Source organism: Aeromicrobium sp. (genome assembly GCF_014378035.1).
Lineage (GTDB): Bacteria > Actinomycetota > Actinomycetes > Propionibacteriales > Nocardioidaceae > Aeromicrobium.
Genome location: NZ_JACMOM010000006.1, coordinates 20888 through 38402, shown reverse-complemented (window position 1 = coordinate 38402; position 17515 = coordinate 20888). Strand labels below are relative to the sequence as shown.

The window sequence follows — 17515 nt, the reverse complement described above, 5'->3', positions numbered from 1 at the left end:
GATGAGGACCCTGAACTCTTCTTCCCCATCGGCAACACGGGTCCCGCCATCTTGCAGATCGAAGAGGCCAAGGTCGTATGCCGCCGCTGTGATGTCCGCGAGCAGTGCCTGCAATGGGCACTCGAGTCCGGACAGGATCACGGTGTGTGGGGAGGCTTGAGCGAAGACGAACGTCGTACGCTGAAGCGCCGCAATGCTCGGGCACGTATTCGTACTGCCTGAACGTACGCACGTATCGGTGAACCCCGTGCCCCATCTCTCCCCGGAGTCAATCTCCCTGGAGTCGGGCGCGGGGTTCTTTGCACTCACTGTCCGGTTGTCAGACAGACAGTGAGATCGCGACGGTCGTGCCCCCGCCCGTGCGCTCCTCGAACGTGAGGGTGCCTCCGAGCTCGTCCTCGACCAGCGCCGTGACGATCGACAGACCGAGGCTGCGGGCCGGGTCGAAGTCGTCGGGCAAGCCTTGACCGTCGTCGCTCACCCGGAGCCGCACACGATCGCGGATGCGGTTGACCGCCAGCGTCAGGGTGCCACCGCGCTCGTCGTAGGCGTGCGCGGCTGCGTTCTGGATGAGCTCGGTGAGAGCCATGGCCAACGGCGTGGCGATGACGCCGGGCAGGGAGCCGAACGAACCGATCCGCTCCGCCCTCACGCGTCCGGCGCCCGACGACTCGTCCGACACGTCGAGGACGGTTCGCAGCAGCTTGTCGGCGATCTCGTCGAAGAGCACGTTGTCATCGAACGACTGGCTGAGGGTCTCGTGCACCAGTGCGATCGAGCCGACCCGACGCACTGCCTCATCGAGCGCGGCCCGGGCCTCTGGCAGCTCCATGCGCCGGCCTTGCAGACGAAGCAGGGCGGCGACGGTCTGCAGGTTGTTCTTGACCCGGTGGTGGATCTCGCGGATCGTCGCCTCCTTCGAGACGAGCTCGCGCTCGCGCAGCCTCAGCTCGGTGACGTCTCTCAACAGGATCAGTGAACCGCTGCGGCGGCTGCCTGACCGCAGCGGGATGACGCGCAGGAGCAAGGTCGCAGCGGCTCCCTCGATCTCTGCCTCCGTGCTGGTGTCGCCTCCGAGAAGGGCACGCGGTCCGCGGTCGGTCGGACGACGACCGGCCAGCCCCGTGGTCACGTCGCCGAGGTGCGTGCCGATGAGGTCTCCGACCAGCCCCAGCCTCCGGTAGGCCGACATCGCGTTGGGGCTGGCGTACCGGACGATACCGGCGGCTGTCGTGCGGATGAAACCGTCGCCGACGCGGAGCGAGTCTGCGAGATCTGACCGGGTACCCGGCAAGGGAAACTCGCCGCGCCGGATCATCTCGCCGAGCTCGCCCGCGGCCTCGAAGTACGAGCTCTCCAGCGTGCTCGCGGAGCGCAGACCCGACTCGGCGCTGCGTCGCGCGATGACCGCCACGGTCCGACCGCCCCGACAGACCGGAATGGCCTGGACGCGAAACCTGCTTCCGTCGAACAGCTCGTCCGCCTCCTCGCCGACGATGTCACCGGTCGCGAGCGCACGCTCCAGCAGGTCGGTGCCGCCCGTGGGAACGAAGGTGCCTGCGACGTCCTCCAGCAACGTCGTGGGTCCGGTGGTCGGGCGGATCTGCGCCGCAGCCCACATCCCCTTGGCCTCCGCGTCAGGCACCCAGAGCACCAGGTCGGAGAACGAGAGGTCGGCGATGATCTGCCAGTCGGTGACCAGCGCATGCAGCCACGCGACGTCGTCTGCCTCGAGCGACGTCTGGAACCGGGCGATGTCATCCAGCGAGGGCACGCATTCAGGGTAATCGGTCGTGCGTGGCACGATGGCGGAGTGTCCGAGGCGTACTGGCAATCGATCAAGCAAGGCGGGATGAACGTGCCCGCTGACCGCGGCCTCGACGAGTGCACGGTCGAGCTGGTCGAGATGCTCGGGCACTCCAACCCGCGCTGGCGTGAAGACCTCGCCTACCCACTTCTGACGACCTGGATCACGCGCGGCGTCTACGACACGCTGCTCGCCGGCCTCGGCGACGGTATTGCTCCCGGTCTGCGCTATGGCCTGGGCAACGATGGTGACGTCTCGGTGATGCGCCGCTCCTACAGCGCACTGATGCTGGCCGAGATCATCGGCCGCGACAACAACGAGCACCTCATGACGGCGGAATCGGTGCTCGACTGGGGCGATCGGGCCACGGCCTGGTACGTCCGGGAGCAGGACCACCGCGGATGGATACCGGAGCAGGGCTGGGCGAACTCGATCGCCCACGGCGCCGATCTTCTCGCCGCCCTCGCCCGGTCCAGACACTTCGGCCGACTCGAGCTGACCGTGCTGCTCGACGTCATCGCCGACCGCGCCCTGGCGCCCACGGCCTACATCTGGCGTCACGGCGAGGACGACCGCCTGGCCTACGCGGTCATGACCCTGCTGCACCGTAACGCTCTCGACCCGAGCATCGTCGAGCCGTGGCTTGCCCGCCTCGGCGCAGGCATCAAGCCGCCGCGCACCCGCGGACACCTCGAGGCGGAGTGGCCCTCGCCGGGCGTGCGCAACACGTCGTCGTTCCTGCGTGCGCTCCACCTCCAGCTCGCGCTCGGCGTGCAGGGCCGCGACGACCTGCGCGCAGACGCCGAGCTGTTCGCCGAACAACCCGCGCACCGCGCCGACCTCCTGCTCGCGGTGCTCGACCAGATCAGGGCCGAGAGCCCGTGGCTGTACCGCCCCACCACACCCGCCAAACCGCTCACTTGAGACGTTCGTCTGATCGTCCAGTAGCGTGCTTTGCATGAATACTGATGACATGGGCGAAGCCGGACCCCGAGAAGGCCACGGCGGCATCCACGCGCTGGATGTGGCTCGCGCGCACGGAGTCGAGACGATGTTCACGTTGTCCGGGGCCCATGTGTTCCCGATGTACGACGCCGCCTTCAAGGGCGAGCCGGGCATGCCGATCATCGACGTGCGGCACGAGCCGACCGCGGTCTTCGCGGCCGAGGCGATCGGCAAGCTGACCCGCAAGCCCGGTCTTGCCGTGTTGACCGCGGGCCCCGGCGCCCCCAACGGCGTCAGCCCCATCGCGCAGGCCAGCTTCTCCGGCTCGCCCCTCGTGGTCATCGGAGGCCGTGCACCGAACAACCGCTGGGGATCGGGCAGCCTCCAGGAGCCCGACCAGCCGCCGATCCTGGAGACGATCTCGAAGTCGGCAGCCACAGCACACAAGGTCGACGACATTGCCCCCACGATCGATGAGGCCTTCACCCTTGCCGGATCGTCGCACCGCGGGCCGAGCTTCGTCGACATCCCGATGGACGAGTTCTTCAACAGCACCACCGTCACGACTCAGTCGAAGGGCAACACGACGCCCCTGATCGAGCCCGACACTGACAGCATCGCCAAGATCGCCTCCTTGCTTTCCGGCGCCGAGCGGCCGATCCTCGTGCTCGGCACCGACGTGTGGGCCGACCACGCCGAAGAAGCCGCGCTCCAGTTCGTCGCTGAGACCGGCGTCCCCGTCGTCGCGAACGGCATGGGCCGCGGCATCATCCCCGGCGGTCACCCCCAGCTGGTCACCAAGGCCCGCTCGACAGCGTTCAGCCAGGCCGACCTCGTCATCGTGGTGGGCACACCGCTCGACTTCCGTCTGGGTTACGGCATCTTCGGTGGCAAGGACGACACGACACCCGCCCGGACCGTGCACATCGCCGACTCCCCCAGCCAGGTCTCGAACCACGCAGAGCTCGCGGCATCGGCATGCGGCGACCTGACAACGGTTTTCGCCGGAATGCTCTCGGCCCTGCAGTCCATCGCCGGAGCCCGTCCCGACTGGACGCGCTGGCTCAGCGTCCTTCAGACCGAGGTCGCAGCCGCAACGGCCCGCGACTCCGAGCTGTTGACCGCGACCGCCGACCCGATCCACCCCGCCCGCATCTACGGCGAGCTTCTCCCGCGGCTGTCCGACGACGCCGTGGTCATCGGCGACGGTGGCGACTTCGTGTCGTTCGCCGGCAAGTTCGTCGAACCCAAGCGCCCCGGCGGCTGGCTCGACCCGGGGCCGTACGGGTGCCTGGGCGCCGGGATGGGTGCGGCGATGGCCGCCCGCATCGCCCGACCCTCGAGCCAGGTCGTCCTTCTCTACGGCGACGGCGCGGCTGGCATGTCATTGATGGACGTCGACACCTTGGTCAGGCACAACCTGCCGGTCGTCATGATCGTGGGAAACAACTCTGCGTGGGGCCTCGAGAAGGGCCCGATGCAGTGGCTCTACGGCTACGACGTCGCCGCCGACCTGGCACCCCAGACCCGCTACGACCAGGTCGTCACGGCGCTGGGTGGCGGTGGGGAGATGGTCACCGACCCCGCGCAGATCGGTCCGGCGATCGACCGCGCCTTCGCCTCTGGTGTCCCCTACCTCGTCAACGTGATGACCGACGTCAACGCGATGTACCCGCGCGCCACCACAGGCATCTGAGCATGCTCGTCCGTCTGGCACGCGAGGAGGAATACGTCGCTGCGGGCCACCTCACGGTGGCCGGATACGACGCGGACGACTACCTGATCAAACCCGACGGTGACTACGACCAGCGCTATGCAGACTGGCTCGTCGATGCCCCGAGCCGTGGACGGGATGGCCACCTGCTCGTGGCGGTCGACGGCGAGGAGCTGCTCGGCACGACAACATGGTGCCCGCCCGGGTCTCCTTACCGTGAGCTCGCCACCCAGGACCATCAGGGCGAGTTCCGCACCCTCGCGGTGTCGCCGGCGGCCCGCGGGAGGGGCATCGGCACCGCGCTCGTGAGCGACTGCCTGCTACGGGCCAAGGAGATGGGCCTCACCGAGATGATGATCTGTTCGCTCGATGACATGGCGCCCGCCCACCGTCTCTACGAGTCGTTCGGGTTCGTCCGTCGGCCCGAGCTCGACTGGTCGCCCGTCCCTGGGGTGCAGCTCTGGGCGTTCTCACTCCAGCTTGATCCAATGGAAGAAGGTCTGACGGCATGACCGAGCACTCCGCGTCGGTGACCCGCGTCGTCATGCCTGCCGACACTGCCCGCTCGCTCGGTAGCGGTGACCTCGACGTGCTGGGCACGCCTCGCGTCGTGGCCTGGTGCGAGCAAGCGACCTGTGCCGCTCTCGACCTCGATCTGACGCAGACGAGTGTCGGCACTCGCATCGACCTCGAGCACCTTGCGGCCAGCCCCGTCGGCACCGAGGTGACCACCACCGCCACCGTCATCCACACCGACGGCCGGCTCGTTCGCTTCCAGGTCGCGGCACACGATGGCAACGGCACCCTGCTCGCGACCGGCGAGATCCGGCGCGTGACCGTTGACCGGGAGCGATTCCTGGCGCGCATCGCGCCTGTGGGAGACTGAGGCACGAATTTTCGGAGGAGGAACCATCATGGGCAAGACCGGACGCAAGCGTCGCGCACGCAAGAAGAAGGGCGCAAACCACGGCAAGCGCCCCAACGCGTGAACCGTGCACACGCACAAGATCCCCAGCCGTACCGGCTGGGGATCTGGCGTCTGAGCCTCTGACGTCCGAGGCCTCCCGGTCAAGAAAGGCGTTGCTCGGTGATCTGCACCTGCACGGTACGGATCGAGAGCAGCACCTTGTCGCGCAGCGGCTGCGGCGCGACCTCCGAGCACGACCGCGACACGAGCGACTTCACGACTCGTTCGAGGTCGTAGACACTCAAGCAGTCACTGCACTCGTCGATGTGGACCTGGATCTCGGCACAGCTGGCGGTGTCGATCTCCTGGTCGATGAAGAGATAGAGGTTGTCGAGCGCCTTCTCGCAGTCAGGACCCTCGCAGCTCATGGCTTCTCTCCCGTCGCCGTGACGGCCATGCCGCGGTCGCGGGCGTAGTCGGCAAGCATCTCGCGGAGCATACGCCGACCGCGGTGAAGCCGGGACATGACAGTGCCGATGGGCGTGTCCATGATCTCGGCAATCTCCTTGTAGGGGAAACCCTCGACGTCGGCGAGGTAGACCGCGTAGCGGAAGTCCTCGGGCAATGCCTGCAGGGCATCCTTGACGTCGCTGTCGGGGAGATGCTCGAGCGCGACCATCTCGGCCGACTTGAGCCCACTCGAGCCGTGTGACTCGGCCCGCGCAATCTGCCAGTCCTCGATCTCATCAGTGATCTGCTGCGGCTGGCGCTGCTTCTTGCGGTACGAGTTGATGTAGGTGTTGGTCAGGATGCGGTACAGCCAGGCCTTGAGGTTGGTGCCGGCCTTGAACTGGTGGAACGCACTGAACGCCTTGGCGTAGGTCTCCTGGACGAGGTCCTCGGCGTCGTGGGGGCTGCGTGTCATGCGCAGCGCTGCCGAGTACAGCTGGTCGAGGAAGGGCAGGGCGTCGGCCTCGAAGCGGGCCTGCTGCTGCTCGGTCGTCTCTGCCAGTTGCTCCGGGGTGCGGGACTTCAGATCGACGGGCTCTTCCGGTGACTCAACCGCCTGCGAAGGGGGTGTGTGGACGGCGTTGTCGTTGGTGCCGTCGGGGGTCTGGTCGGTGTCAGTCATCACTTCCCAGCCTACTCCCGAAACTGCAGGCGGGCTGAATGGCGTCAGCGTGATGGCGGCCCTCTGAATGGTGGGCGCCTTGTGATCTGCGTAGGTCAGCATCGATCCTCCTGCGTGGTTCAACCGCGGAGAATGGGTACCTATTCCGTAGGCGGCGTCTCCGGTTCGAGCGGCTCAGGTGGCAACGGCACGATGAGCTCGGGACCGTTGTTGCGCACGTTGTTGACCGCGGTGGACACGGGGAACGCATCGAGACGTCCCGGCGCAGCGGGTGTCAGCAGCTCGAGCAGCCGCTCCGGCGGGTGGGGCGCGGGGTCGAGCCAGTCGTCGAATCCGTCGGGCTCGAGGAACAGCGGCATGCGCTCGTGGACGTGTCCGAGCTCGTCCTCGGCGGTCGTCGTCAGGATCGTGTAGCTGATGATCCAGTCGTCAGACTCGCTGCCGCGCCAGAACTCGTAGAGGCCCGCCATCGCCATGACCGAGCGGTCCTTGGGGGTGATGTAGAACGGCTGCTTCTTCGGCTTCTTCTGCTCCTTGGCACCGTCCGGGTCGACCGGACTCGCGTACCACTCGAAGTAGCCGTCCGCAGGCACGAGCGCGCGGCGCTTGGCGAAGGCCTTCTTGAAAGCGGGCTTCTCGGCCACGGTCTCGGAGCGCGCATTGATCATGCGGTTGCCGATGGACGGATCCTTGGCCCAGCTGGGGATCAGACCCCAGCGCGCCGTCAGGAGCTCACGCTGCGGCGGTTGGCCGGCGGTCGGCTCTTCTGAGCGACGTCCGATGAGCACCGGGGCGAGCTTGGTGGGTGCCATGTTGTAGTCGGCCTCGAGCTCGACGAACGAGTTGGCAAGATCGACCTCGAACGCCTGGTGGAGAGAGGCTGAGGTCTGGGTCGTCGCGTACCGCCCGCACATACGTCAAGCCTGCCACAAACCGCCGTCACACCCACGTGAACGCGCTGGCGTGCGGATCAGAAGACGCACCGCTACTCGGAGAGTCCGGCGAGCACGCGGGCCACGCCGTCGACGGATCCCGGCAGGTGCTCCACCCACAGCCGGGGCTGCACGTCGGAGCCCAGCGCTTCCTCGAGCAACATCGCGAGCAGGTTGACGGCCACCCCATCGGCCCGTTCACGTGCCACCAGCGCGGCGAACCTGCGCGCGGACAGCTGGGCGACAGTCTCATCACCGGAGAACACAGACCGCAGGACCTCCGCCACCTCCAGCGCACGGAGCGACTGCTCCAGCTCGTGGCCCATCGAGGTCACGGGAAGCTCGACGACGACGAGCGCACTCGTGTCCGAAGCCGGGCAACCGACTCGTTCGGCTCCCCGGTAGATCTCTGCCAGTCGCGACCTGACGTGCGGCACGGTGGCCAGCGACGTCAGCGGATCCTCGCACGAGACGTTCGCGTGATGGATCAGGGCTTCCTCGGCCCACGCCAGCGCCGCGGCACGAACAGTCTCGAACGCGGGTTGATCTCCGGCATGGGCCCGCTCCACGTGGTCCAGGACCTCGTGGAGCGGGATGCCGACCTGCGCTGCACTCGCTCCCACCTCGTGTGCAACGACAGCAACGTCCGACCGGCCGTCACGGACGGCCTCCTCCAGGAGCGCAAAGCTCGAGCCCGAGCCGAACATGTGCACTCCTTTCGTGGTGGACATGGAGGAGACGAATGAGATCACGACTCATGACGCGGTTCGGGTGCGCAATCGTGACCACACCATGACTGTGTCGTTGAATCGGGTGAGGAGGCAGACATCGTGACTCAGACGAGCACAGCCGCGGACTCCAGCGACGCCGACCTCATCTCTGCCGTGCGCACGGGCGACATCGACGCGTATGGCCAGCTCTTCGACCGGCATCGCGACGCCGCGCTCCGCCTCTCCCGGCAGCTCGTACGTGGACCCGACGCCCAGGACCTGGTCTCCGAGTCGTTCATGCGTGTCCTCACCGTCCTGCAGGACGGTAGAGGTCCGGACGAGTCGTTCCGCGCCTACCTGCTCACCTCGATCCGGCGTCTGCACATCGACCGCATCCGCGCCGCGAAGCGGGTTCGGTCGACGGACGACGAGGCCGAGCTCGACCGCGCCGTCGAGTTCGTCGACCCCACCGAGATGACATTCGAGCGGAGTGCGGCCGCCACCGCGTTCTCGTCGCTGCCCGAGAGGTGGCAGCTCGTGCTGTGGCACCTCGACGTCGAGGGCCAGAAACCTGCCGAGATCGCGCCGCTGCTCGGCATGAGCGCCAACAGCGTCTCGGCGCTCGCCTACCGGGCACGTGAGGGCCTCCGCCAGGCCTATCTCCAGGGCCACCTCGCCCCCGCGTTGCACGAGGGCTGCCGAGCGACCACCGGCCAGCTCGGGCCGTATGTGCGCAAAGGCCTGTCGGCTCGCGACGTGGCGAAGGTCGAGGCCCACCTCGATGACTGCAGCCGATGCACGGGCCTGTCCCTCGAGCTTGCCGAGGTCAACTCCAACCTGTCCGGACTCCTCGCACCCGTGGTTCTGGGCACGGCCGCGGCCGGCTACCTCACGGGGACCGGCGCGGCAGCCGTCGGTCTGGGAGTCGGCGCCGCTGCCGGCGCCAAGGGACTCGTGGCCCATGCCCTCGAAATCGCACTTGCACCGATCAAGCTCGCTGGCGCCGGCGTCGCCTCAGCGGGCGTTCAAGGAGTCGTCGCGATCGCGGTGGTGGCGGGGGTGGCCACTGCGGGCACGTTGGCCGTCACGACAGACTTCGGCACCAGCGCGGACCGGCAGCGCGCCATCCGCCATGCAGCCACACCGTCCTCGACCACACCGTCCTCGACCACACCGTCCTCGACCACTCCGTTGCGGCATTCCCGCAGCACCACGGCACCCACCGCTCCCACGCGTGCCCGCCCCACCACGCCGACGCTGACGACGCCTGTCCCGGTGGTGCCCCTGGTCGCCCCTTCCACGGCCGATCCGACCGGCCCGCCACCGACAGGCGCCCAGCCCGCTGAACCCGGCGCGGTTCCGTCTGGGTCGGCACCGTCTGGATCAGCACCGTCTGGATCAGCACCGTCTGGATCAGCACCGTCTGGATCAGCACCGTCCGAAGAACCGATCGTCCCCACCGACTACGGCGTCGGCGCCGTCGTCATCACGAACGACGAATCGCTCCTGCAACGTCGATTCACGATCTCGATCACGGCCGCGAACGACGGCCGCGCAGGCAAGCAGCCGGTCACGGTGCGCATGGACTTCCGCGCGACCGTCATGTTCCGGGGGGTTGTCAGCCCGGGGTGGGACTGCGGGGCAGCCTCACGCGACCGACCCCTTGCCGTCCTGTCGTGCAGCTCGACCCTTCCCGCAGGGTCGGGCACGACGTTCATCGCCAAAGTTCGCGGTCTGCAGCCCTCGGGCTCCGTCACGGTGGTGGGAAAGGGCGATCCGCGGCCGGACAACGACTCGACGGTCTTCCGCTCGGGCTTCTGGCTACCGCTCTGACGGACCACGAGTTGCTCCGGCCTCGCCGTCCGGTATGAATGGACCATGACCCTCTTGCGTACGGTGGCCCGTCCGATGCTCGCATCCATGTTCATCTACGGGGGCGCCATGGCGCTCAAGGATCCCGGGCCCCGCACAGACAAGGCTCAGCCGGTGGCCGACCTGATCAAGAAGGCCGCGCCCGAGCTCCCTGTCAATGGCTCCAACCTGGTTCGTGCCAACGGCTTGGTGCACCTCGTGGCTGGCGTTGCGCTCGCCACGGGACGGTTCCCCCGCCTCGCGGCTCTCGCGCTCGCCATCACCGTGCCGCCGACGACGATCGTCGGTCATGCGTACTGGAACGAGACCGACCCCGGAGCGCGTGCGAACCAGCGCATCCACTTCTTGAAGAACATGTCGATGACCGGCGGCCTCCTGATGGCGACACTGGACCCTGACCCGCACAAGAAGTTCATCGGCCGCCGCGCCAAGGACAAGGTCAATGAAGCCACTGCCTCGGTGGCCGACCAGATCGATCACCTCCGCGGCTGACCCTGCACCCGGCTTGAGCACGCCGTGCTTGCGTGCACCCAGACGGGGTCACGCCGATAGGCTCAGCGCAATGAATGCCCCGCTCCCCTGGCCCGCGCCGCACCGAGACACCCCATTCGTCGGTGCCGTCCTCGTGCCGGGCTCCAAGTCGCTGACCAACCGGGTGCTGATCCTCGCAGCGCTCGCCGACGGACCTTCCGTGCTGACAAGGCCACTCGGCTCCCGCGACACGACGCTCATGGTGGGCGCCCTCACCGCGTTGGGCGCGACGATCGAGCGCGACGGCATCACGTGGACCGTCAAGCCGTCGCGGTGGGACCTCACCGCTGCCATCACCGTCGACTGCGGCCTCGCCGGCACCGTGATGCGCTTCGTGCCGCCGCTCGCCGCCCTCGGCAAGGCGGCCATCACGTTCGACGGCGACGCGCACGCGCGTGTGCGCCCGATGGGCACGACGATCGCCACCTTGCGCGATCTCGGCGTCGAGGTCACCGATGACGGACGCGGCGCACTGCCGTTCACGGTGCACGGAACGGGCCGCGTCACGGGTGGCCCGCTGGAGGTCGACGCGTCCTCATCCAGCCAGTTCGTGTCTGCGCTGCTGCTCGCCGGCGCACGCTTCGACAAGGGCATCGAGCTGCAACACGTCGGAGCTCCGCTGCCGTCGATGCCGCACATCGAGATGACCGTGGCCGAGCTGCGGCGTCGGGGCGTTCACGTCGACACGCACGACACCGATACCGGCGTCACCGCGTGGCACGTCCACCCCGGGCCGATCTCCGCCCTCGACGTCGAGATCGAGCCTGACCTGTCCAACGCCGGCGTGTTCATCGCCGCGGCACTCGTCACGGGCGGGTCGGTCCGCATCCGCAACTGGCCCGAGCACACCGACCAGGCCGGCGACGCATGGCGCGTCATCGTGCCGGCATTCGGCGGCACGGCCGAGCGCGATGGCTCCGACCTCGTCTTTTCCGGCGGCGAGTCACTCGACGGGGTCGAGCTCGACCTGCACGACGTCGGCGAGCTGACGCCCGTCATCTCCGCCATCGCCGCACTCGCCGCAGGACCGTCGAGACTGACCGGAGTTGCGCACCTGCGCGGGCACGAGACCGACCGGCTCGCGGCACTCGTCACCGAGATCAACCGTCTTGGTGGCGATGCCGAGGAGCTCGACGACGGCCTCGAGATACGTCCCCGTCCGATGCACGGCACGATGTTCCGGACGTACGACGACCACCGCATGGCCCACGCCGCGGTCGTGCTCGGCCTGCGGGTGCGTGACCTGCTGGTCGAGAATGTCGTGACGACGGTCAAGACCTACCCCAACTTCGCCCCGGTCTGGGAACGACTGATGACGTGAGGGACGACGACGAGCACGCGAAGTTCGAGCGCCCGCGCCGGCACACCCGGCCGCGGACGAAGGTGCGTCCCAACTACGACGACGCCGACCTCGCGCGCGTCATCACGATCGACCGCGGTCGCTACACCGTCACCCTCGAGCAGGACGGACGCACGCTCACGGCGATGAAGTCGCGCAACCTCGGCCGCAAGGGGGTCATCGTCGGCGACGAGGTCAAGGTCGTGGGCGACGTGACCGGTGACGACGGATCGCTCGCCCGCATCGTCGAGGTCAGCCCACGGCGCACGATGTTGCGCCGCACCGCCGACGACGACGACCCCATCGAGCGGGTCATCGTGGCCAACGCCGACCAGCTCGTGATCGTCGCGGCGCTTGCCGACCCGCCGCCTCGCGCCGGCCTGATCGACCGCTGCCTCGTCGCGGCGTTCGACGCTGGCATGGAGCCACTAGTGTGCCTGACCAAGTCAGACCTGGGGTCGCCCGACGAGCTGCTCGCGCTCCTCGCGCCGCTCGGAGTGCGGGTCGTGGTGACCCGCAGCGACGGCGACCTCGATTCTGTGCGCGACGCGCTCCGCGACCGCACGAGCGTGCTGGTCGGTCACAGTGGCGTCGGCAAATCCACCTTGGTGAATGCTCTGGTGCCCGATGCCAACCGCTCGGTGAGCTATGTCAATGCCGTGACCGGCCGGGGTCGTCACACCTCGACGTCGGCCATCTCGCTCGAGCTGCCGTTCGGCGGCTGGATCATCGACACCCCGGGCATCCGGTCGTTCGGACTCGCGCACGTCCAGATCGACAACCTCATCAAAGCCTTCCCCGACCTGCAGGACGTGACCCGCGACTGCCCGCGTGGTTGTCTGCACTCGGCGACCGAGCCGGAGTGCGCACTCGACGTCGCCGTCGCCGAGGGCGCGTTGCCCGCCGAACGTGTCGAGTCGTTCCGCCGCATCCTGGCCAGCATGAACCACAAGGACGACCACTGAGGGGGTGCCTCCCCCGGATACTGCTGCAAGAGCCGTACTCTGAGCGCCATGGCTCACTCGTACAACGACGATCTGCGCCTCGCCCACGTTCTTGCCGACAATGCTGACAACCTCTCGATGGATCGCTTCGGTGCGATCGATCTCCGGGTCGACACCAAGCCGGACATGACCTACGTGACCGAGTCCGACGAAGCCGTCGAGGCAGCGATCCGGCGCACTCTGCAATCCGCCCGCACACGCGATTTCGTACTGGGAGAGGAACAGGGCGAGGTCGTGGGGTCGACAGGCCCGGGCGGTCGCCGCTGGATCATCGACCCCATCGACGGCACCGCCAACTTCGTCCGAGGTGTCCCCGTGTGGGCCACGCTCATCGCGCTCGAGGAGGACGGCGAGATCATCGCCGGCTGCGTGTCGGCTCCAGCCCTCGGCCGCCGCTGGTGGGCCAGCAAGGGCACCGGCGCGCACACCGGCAAGTCGCTGATGTCCTCGCGCGAGATCAGGGTCTCGCGGGTCGCCGACCTCGACAACGCCTCGCTCTCGTACGCCTCGCTGGGCGGGTGGGACGCGATCGGCAAGACCGACGCCTTCAACGCACTGCTGCGACGTTGCTGGCGCACCCGCGCCTACGGCGACTTCTGGTCGTACATGTTGCTTGCCGAGGGTGCCATCGACATCGCGGTCGAGCCCGAGCTCAAGGTCTGGGACATGGCCGCGCTCGACATCGTCGTCCGCGAGGCCGGCGGCACCTTCACGAGCCTCGCTGGCAGGCCCGGGCCGTGGGGCGACAACGCCCTCGCCACCAACTCTCGCCTGCACGATGCCGCCATGGCCTACCTCGGACACTTCCCTGACCACGGCCCGCCCGACAAGTCATGGACCGACGAGCCTGAGCCGGACGAGGCCGAACCCGACAACGTCCGCAACTTCGAGTTCACCCGCGGGCCAGCCGGCGAGCAGCTGGAATAGATTTCCTCGCTCCGGAGGTGCGCCCAGCGTTACAGTGCGTGAACACGACCTAGGAGTGTGTCCCATATGCGCGTCAGCGATGTCTTGGCTTCCAAGGGGAGCAACGCCATCTTCACCATCACCCCCCAGTCCACGGTTCGCGAGCTGTTGGACACGCTCGCCGACCACAACGTCGGCGCCCTCGTCGTGAGCGATGACGGCACAGCAATGCTGGGCATCGTGTCCGAGCGCGACATCGTGCGCAAGCTCCGCAGCACCCAGAACGCCCGCGACATGGCCGTCAGCGACATCATGACGACCGACGTCCGCGTCTGCGCCCCCGAAGACTCCTTTGCCTCGCTCATGGTCATCATGACCGAGCACCGCATCCGCCACGTGCCCGTGCTCGACCACGGCAAGCTCGTCGGGATGCTGAGCATCGGCGACGCCGTCAAGCACCGCATGGAACAGCTGGAGTTCGAGCGCGACCAGCTCAACAGCTACGTCGCCGGCGGCTGATCCGCAGCACCGCCCCCCATCCCGGTGAGTGTGACGTTTCTGCTGCCGGATCGCTGATGTGGCAGCAGAAATGTCACACTCAGGGGGGGAGTACCGCATACTTGCGGACGATGAGTCGTGACGGACGCCTGTCCCTGCCCGAGAGCGAGATGACCTGGCGGTTCTCCCGCTCCTCCGGCGCGGGCGGCCAGCACGTCAACACGACCGACACACGCGTCGAGCTGATCTGGTCGCTCACCGACACCACCGCGCTCTCCCCGACCCAGAAGGAGCTCGTCGCCCAGCGGCTGAGCAACCGGATGGTCGACGGGACGATCGTGGTGGTGTCGTCGCAGTACCGCTCGCAGCACCGCAACCGTGAGGCCGCGCGCGTGCGTCTCGAAGATCTGGTGTCGCACGCGATCATCCCGCCGAAGCCCCGCAGGGCCACCCGCCCGAGCCGCGGATCGGTACAGCGCCGCATCGACGCCAAGAAGCGCCGGAGCAGCCTCAAGCAGGGCCGCACCGGCTCGTGGGAATAGCAGTCATCTGACAATCGTTGTCATGTGTGTGGGATTTTCCCGCACACGGAAGGACGATCATGAAGGTTCGCAACTCGCTTCGCTCGCTCAAGGGTCAGCCCGGCTCGCAGGTCGTGCGCCGCCGCGGTCGCACGTTCATCATCAACAAGACCAACCCTCGCCTCAAGGCCCGTCAGGGTTGACCGGCAGGAACGCGGCGGTTGATCGGGCGATCCGCGGGTACTGTTTCATTACCCAGCAATCAGGAGGACCCGATGACCGTCGCACCCCCCGAACCGGCACAGGATCCCGGTGTCGTGCCCGGCGAGGACGAGCCGGACAGTCCCGCAGCGCCCGACCTTCCCGATCCGGCTTTCCCAGAGGTGCTGCCCGGCGGTGATCCCGGTCCCGGTACCGCTCCCGTGGTCGAGCCGGAGACGCAGCCCGCCCACGAGGGCTGACCCGGTCAGCTCGGTGCGACCCCCGCCAGCGAGGTCGCGGCGTCGACGATGTCGTCGTCAGACAGCAGCACGTGGGCGGACGCAGGGCCCAGCGGGATGAAGCTGTCCTTGCTGCTCACCCGCCGCACCTCGCCACCGTGCGAGTGATCAGTTAACACCGCAATGACGGCCTCGCCGACCCCGCCGCTGCGCCGCGTCTCATCGACCACCAGCACCCGTTCGAACCGCGACGCCACGGCGACGAGGTCGGCCTCGGGGAGCGGAGCCAGCCAGCGCAGGTCGAGCACTGTGCAGCCGATGCCGATGCCCTCCTCACGCAGCCGCGCGGCCGCGCGCAGGCTCATGCGTACGCCGTTGCCGAACGTCACGATCAGCAGGTCGGTGCCAGAGCCGTGCACCGACACCTGTCCGAACACGTCGGAGTCATGCTGCTGCGGCGGACGGTAGGACGCCAGCCACTCACCGTCTCCGTCGAGCAGGTCCTTCTGGTGGTAGAGCGCGATGGGTTCGAGGAACACGCACACGCGCCCTTCTTCAGCGGCGAGCGCCACACAGGTGCGCAGCAGCCCGGGCACCTCGGCAGGATGGCTGGGCACCGCCAGCACCAGGCCCGGGATGTCGCGCAGCACCGCGACGGAGTTGTCGTTGTGGAAGTGTCCGCCGAAGCCCTTCTGGTAGGCGAGGCCGGCCACCCGCACGACCATCCCGTTGGCGTACTGCGAGCCAGAGAAGAACGCCAACGAAGCAGCCTCCCCCCGCAGCTGATCCTCGGCGTTGTGCAGGTAGGCGAGGTACTGAATCTCGGGGATCGGCAGGAAGCCGGCCAGCGCGGAACCCAGTGCGGTGCCGAGGATGGTCTGCTCGTCGAGCAGGGTGTCGAAGACGCGCGGCGCGCCGAACTTCTTGCGCAACCCCCGCGTGACGCCGTAGACGCCGCCCTTCACGGCGACGTCCTCGCCGAACACCGTGGCCGTGGGCCAGGCGGCCATCACATCGGTGAGAGTCGCGTTGATCGTGGCAGAGAGGTTGATCGGTCCCTCCTCCTCGGGCAAACGGCCGTTGAACACCGCCTGCCTGTCGACGGCTGAACGTCCGGCAGCCTCCCTCACCCTCGCCGGACGGGTCGCGGTGAGCGGCGCCATCACGTCGTCCGCACTCGCGAGCCGTCTCGTGCCCACCATCGATGCTGCCTCCGACATGACGCGCCCACGCATGTCCTCGTAGCTCTCGAGGAGCTCGGCGGCGGTCGACGTCCCCGAGTGCACGAGGGTGGCCGCCGTCGCGAGCAACGGGTCGAGCTCGTAGTCGCGGACGATGTCTGCCCGCGACCGGTAGGCCAGCTCGGCATCGGACCCGGCGTGGCCCATGAAGCGCACCGTGCGCAGGTGCAGCACGGTGGGACGGCGGGTCGTGCGCACCGACTCTGCGGCGGCCGTCGCGCGCAGCATCGCCTCGGCGGGGCAGGTGCCGTCGGCCGACACGTAGTCGATGCCGGGAAGGCCCGACAGTGATCGGGCGGCCCAGCCGGCCGGAGTTCGGGTGCTGATGCCGATGCCGTTGTCCTCGCACACGAAGAGCACCGGCACCGCGACACCCTGATAGGTGCAGTAGGCCGCGGCGTTGAGGGCGCCGACAGTGGTCGAGTGGTTGGCCGAGGCGTCGCCGAAGCTGGTGACCACGATGGCGTCGTCGGGCCACGGCGTGACCACTCCGGCCGCCGCCGCACGCCCGAGGGAGAACCCGAGGCCGAACGCCCGCGGGAGGTGCGACCCGATGGTCGAGGTCTGCGGGATGATCGAGAGCTCCCGGTTGCCGAACACCTTGTGCCGGCCGCCGGAGATGGGGTCGTCGGTCGACGTCGCCAGGCTGCGAAGGACGTCGAGGATCGGCGTCGTCCCCGCAACCTGCTGGGCCCGGGCGGCGTAGAAGCCGCCGGAGCGGTAGTGCAGGAGTGCCGGATCGGTCGGACGCAGCGCCATCGCTACCGCGGCATTGCTCTCGTGCCCCGCCGACCCGATCGTGTAGAAACCCTCGCCTCGTGCCTGCAGCCATCGGGCCGCGAGGTCGAGGTGACGGCTCTGGACCTGTGCCTCGAAGAGGGCAACGAGGCTCGCCGGCTCGACGTCGGCGGCGGCTGGGTCGGCCATGCCCTCGACCTCGTCGGCGTCGCGACTCCAGGCGGACAACCTGCGGACGAGGTGCTCATCGACCGTCTCCATCAGCCCACCTTGTCAGA

20 protein-coding genes are annotated in these 17515 nt (G+C 68.2%); 14 read left to right on the top strand and 6 right to left on the bottom strand.

Annotated elements, in window-relative coordinates; all coding sequences use genetic code 11:
• On the top strand, nt 1-222 hold a 222-nt coding region (locus H7290_RS00445; RefSeq protein ID WP_290512046.1), incomplete at its 5' end, for a WhiB family transcriptional regulator.
• Nucleotides 223-319: 97 nt separating this feature from the next.
• Here the strand turns inward: H7290_RS00445 and H7290_RS00440 are convergent.
• Nucleotides 320-1774 (bottom strand): sensor histidine kinase, encoded by a 1455-nt coding sequence (locus H7290_RS00440; RefSeq protein ID WP_290512045.1) that lies wholly within the window; start codon nt 1772-1774, stop codon nt 320-322.
• Nucleotides 1775-1813: 39 nt separating this feature from the next.
• On the opposite strand from H7290_RS00440, the gene H7290_RS00435 reads away from it, so the two are divergent.
• The 4 genes from H7290_RS00435 to H7290_RS00420 are packed head-to-tail and all read left to right on the top strand — an operon-like array spanning nt 1814 to nt 5352.
• Nucleotides 1814-2731, top strand: a complete 918-nt coding sequence (locus tag H7290_RS00435) for a DUF2785 domain-containing protein (RefSeq protein WP_290512044.1) — start codon at nt 1814-1816, stop codon at nt 2729-2731.
• 34 nt (nt 2732-2765) lie between these two features.
• A complete protein-coding gene (locus H7290_RS00430) occupies nt 2766-4448 on the top strand; it encodes an acetolactate synthase (protein WP_290512043.1) in 1683 nt (560 codons plus the stop codon).
• A 2-nt stretch (nt 4449-4450) separates the two neighbouring features.
• Nucleotides 4451-4978 (top strand): GNAT family N-acetyltransferase, encoded by a 528-nt coding sequence (locus H7290_RS00425; protein ID WP_290512042.1) that lies wholly within the window; start codon nt 4451-4453, stop codon nt 4976-4978.
• Nucleotides 4975-5352 carry a hotdog domain-containing protein gene (locus tag H7290_RS00420; RefSeq protein WP_290512041.1) on the top strand — a complete coding sequence of 126 codons (378 nt, stop codon included), beginning with the start codon at nt 4975-4977 and terminating at the stop codon, nt 5350-5352. Before H7290_RS00425 ends, H7290_RS00420 begins: the two co-directional genes overlap by 4 nt.
• Nucleotides 5353-5534: 182 nt before the next feature.
• Here the strand turns inward: H7290_RS00420 and rsrA are convergent, their stop codons facing one another.
• From rsrA to H7290_RS00400, 4 genes are all read right to left on the bottom strand, one after another.
• Entirely contained in the window at nt 5535-5801 is a 267-nt protein-coding gene (rsrA, locus tag H7290_RS00415) for a mycothiol system anti-sigma-R factor (protein ID WP_290512040.1), read from the bottom strand.
• Nucleotides 5798-6505: a sigma-70 family RNA polymerase sigma factor gene (locus H7290_RS00410; protein WP_290512039.1), complete on the bottom strand. Its 708-nt coding sequence runs from the start codon at nt 6503-6505 to the stop codon at nt 5798-5800. Before H7290_RS00410 ends, rsrA begins: the two co-directional genes overlap by 4 nt.
• Nucleotides 6506-6645: 140 nt before the next feature.
• Nucleotides 6646-7419 carry an SOS response-associated peptidase gene (locus tag H7290_RS00405; RefSeq protein ID WP_290512038.1) on the bottom strand — a complete coding sequence of 258 codons (774 nt, stop codon included), beginning with the start codon at nt 7417-7419 and terminating at the stop codon, nt 6646-6648.
• A gap of 71 nt (nt 7420-7490) precedes the next feature.
• Nucleotides 7491-8144: a hypothetical protein gene (locus H7290_RS00400; RefSeq protein WP_290512037.1), complete on the bottom strand. Its 654-nt coding sequence runs from the start codon at nt 8142-8144 to the stop codon at nt 7491-7493.
• A gap of 123 nt (nt 8145-8267) precedes the next feature.
• Here H7290_RS00400 and H7290_RS00395 point away from each other — a divergent pair, with 123 nt between their 5' ends.
• The 9 genes from H7290_RS00395 (at nt 8268) to H7290_RS00355 (ending at nt 15279) form a co-directional block, all read left to right on the top strand.
• Nucleotides 8268-9980, top strand: coding sequence for a sigma-70 family RNA polymerase sigma factor (locus tag H7290_RS00395; RefSeq protein WP_290512036.1), 1713 nt, complete (start codon nt 8268-8270; stop codon nt 9978-9980).
• A 45-nt stretch (nt 9981-10025) separates the two neighbouring features.
• Nucleotides 10026-10511, top strand: a complete 486-nt coding sequence (locus H7290_RS00390) for a DoxX family protein (protein WP_290512035.1) — start codon at nt 10026-10028, stop codon at nt 10509-10511.
• A gap of 70 nt (nt 10512-10581) precedes the next feature.
• Nucleotides 10582-11871: a 3-phosphoshikimate 1-carboxyvinyltransferase gene (gene aroA, locus H7290_RS00385; protein ID WP_290512034.1), complete on the top strand. Its 1290-nt coding sequence runs from the start codon at nt 10582-10584 to the stop codon at nt 11869-11871.
• Complete coding sequence (gene rsgA, locus H7290_RS00380) at nt 11868-12854, top strand: ribosome small subunit-dependent GTPase A (RefSeq protein WP_290512033.1); 987 nt, start codon at nt 11868-11870, stop codon at nt 12852-12854. The genes aroA and rsgA overlap by 4 nt, the downstream gene beginning before the upstream one ends.
• 48 nt (nt 12855-12902) lie before the next feature.
• The gene (locus H7290_RS00375; protein WP_290512032.1) at nt 12903-13820 is read left to right on the top strand and encodes an inositol monophosphatase family protein; all 918 of its coding nucleotides are present in this window, start codon (nt 12903-12905) and stop codon (nt 13818-13820) included.
• A 66-nt stretch (nt 13821-13886) separates the two neighbouring features.
• Nucleotides 13887-14318: a CBS domain-containing protein gene (locus H7290_RS00370; RefSeq protein ID WP_290512031.1), complete on the top strand. Its 432-nt coding sequence runs from the start codon at nt 13887-13889 to the stop codon at nt 14316-14318.
• A gap of 110 nt (nt 14319-14428) precedes the next feature.
• Nucleotides 14429-14839: an alternative ribosome rescue aminoacyl-tRNA hydrolase ArfB gene (gene arfB, locus H7290_RS00365; protein ID WP_290512030.1), complete on the top strand. Its 411-nt coding sequence runs from the start codon at nt 14429-14431 to the stop codon at nt 14837-14839.
• Between the two features lie 59 nt (nt 14840-14898).
• Nucleotides 14899-15021, top strand: coding sequence for a type B 50S ribosomal protein L36 (gene ykgO / locus H7290_RS00360; protein WP_290512029.1), 123 nt, complete (start codon nt 14899-14901; stop codon nt 15019-15021).
• Nucleotides 15022-15093: 72 nt separating this feature from the next.
• On the top strand, nt 15094-15279 hold the full coding sequence (locus tag H7290_RS00355) for a hypothetical protein (RefSeq protein WP_290512028.1): 186 nt from the start codon (nt 15094-15096) through the stop codon (nt 15277-15279).
• A 5-nt stretch (nt 15280-15284) separates the two neighbouring features.
• Here the strand turns inward: H7290_RS00355 and H7290_RS00350 are convergent, their stop codons facing one another.
• Nucleotides 15285-17498: a thiamine pyrophosphate-dependent enzyme gene (locus H7290_RS00350; RefSeq protein ID WP_290512027.1), complete on the bottom strand. Its 2214-nt coding sequence runs from the start codon at nt 17496-17498 to the stop codon at nt 15285-15287.
• Between the last annotated feature and the right edge of the window lie 17 nt (nt 17499-17515).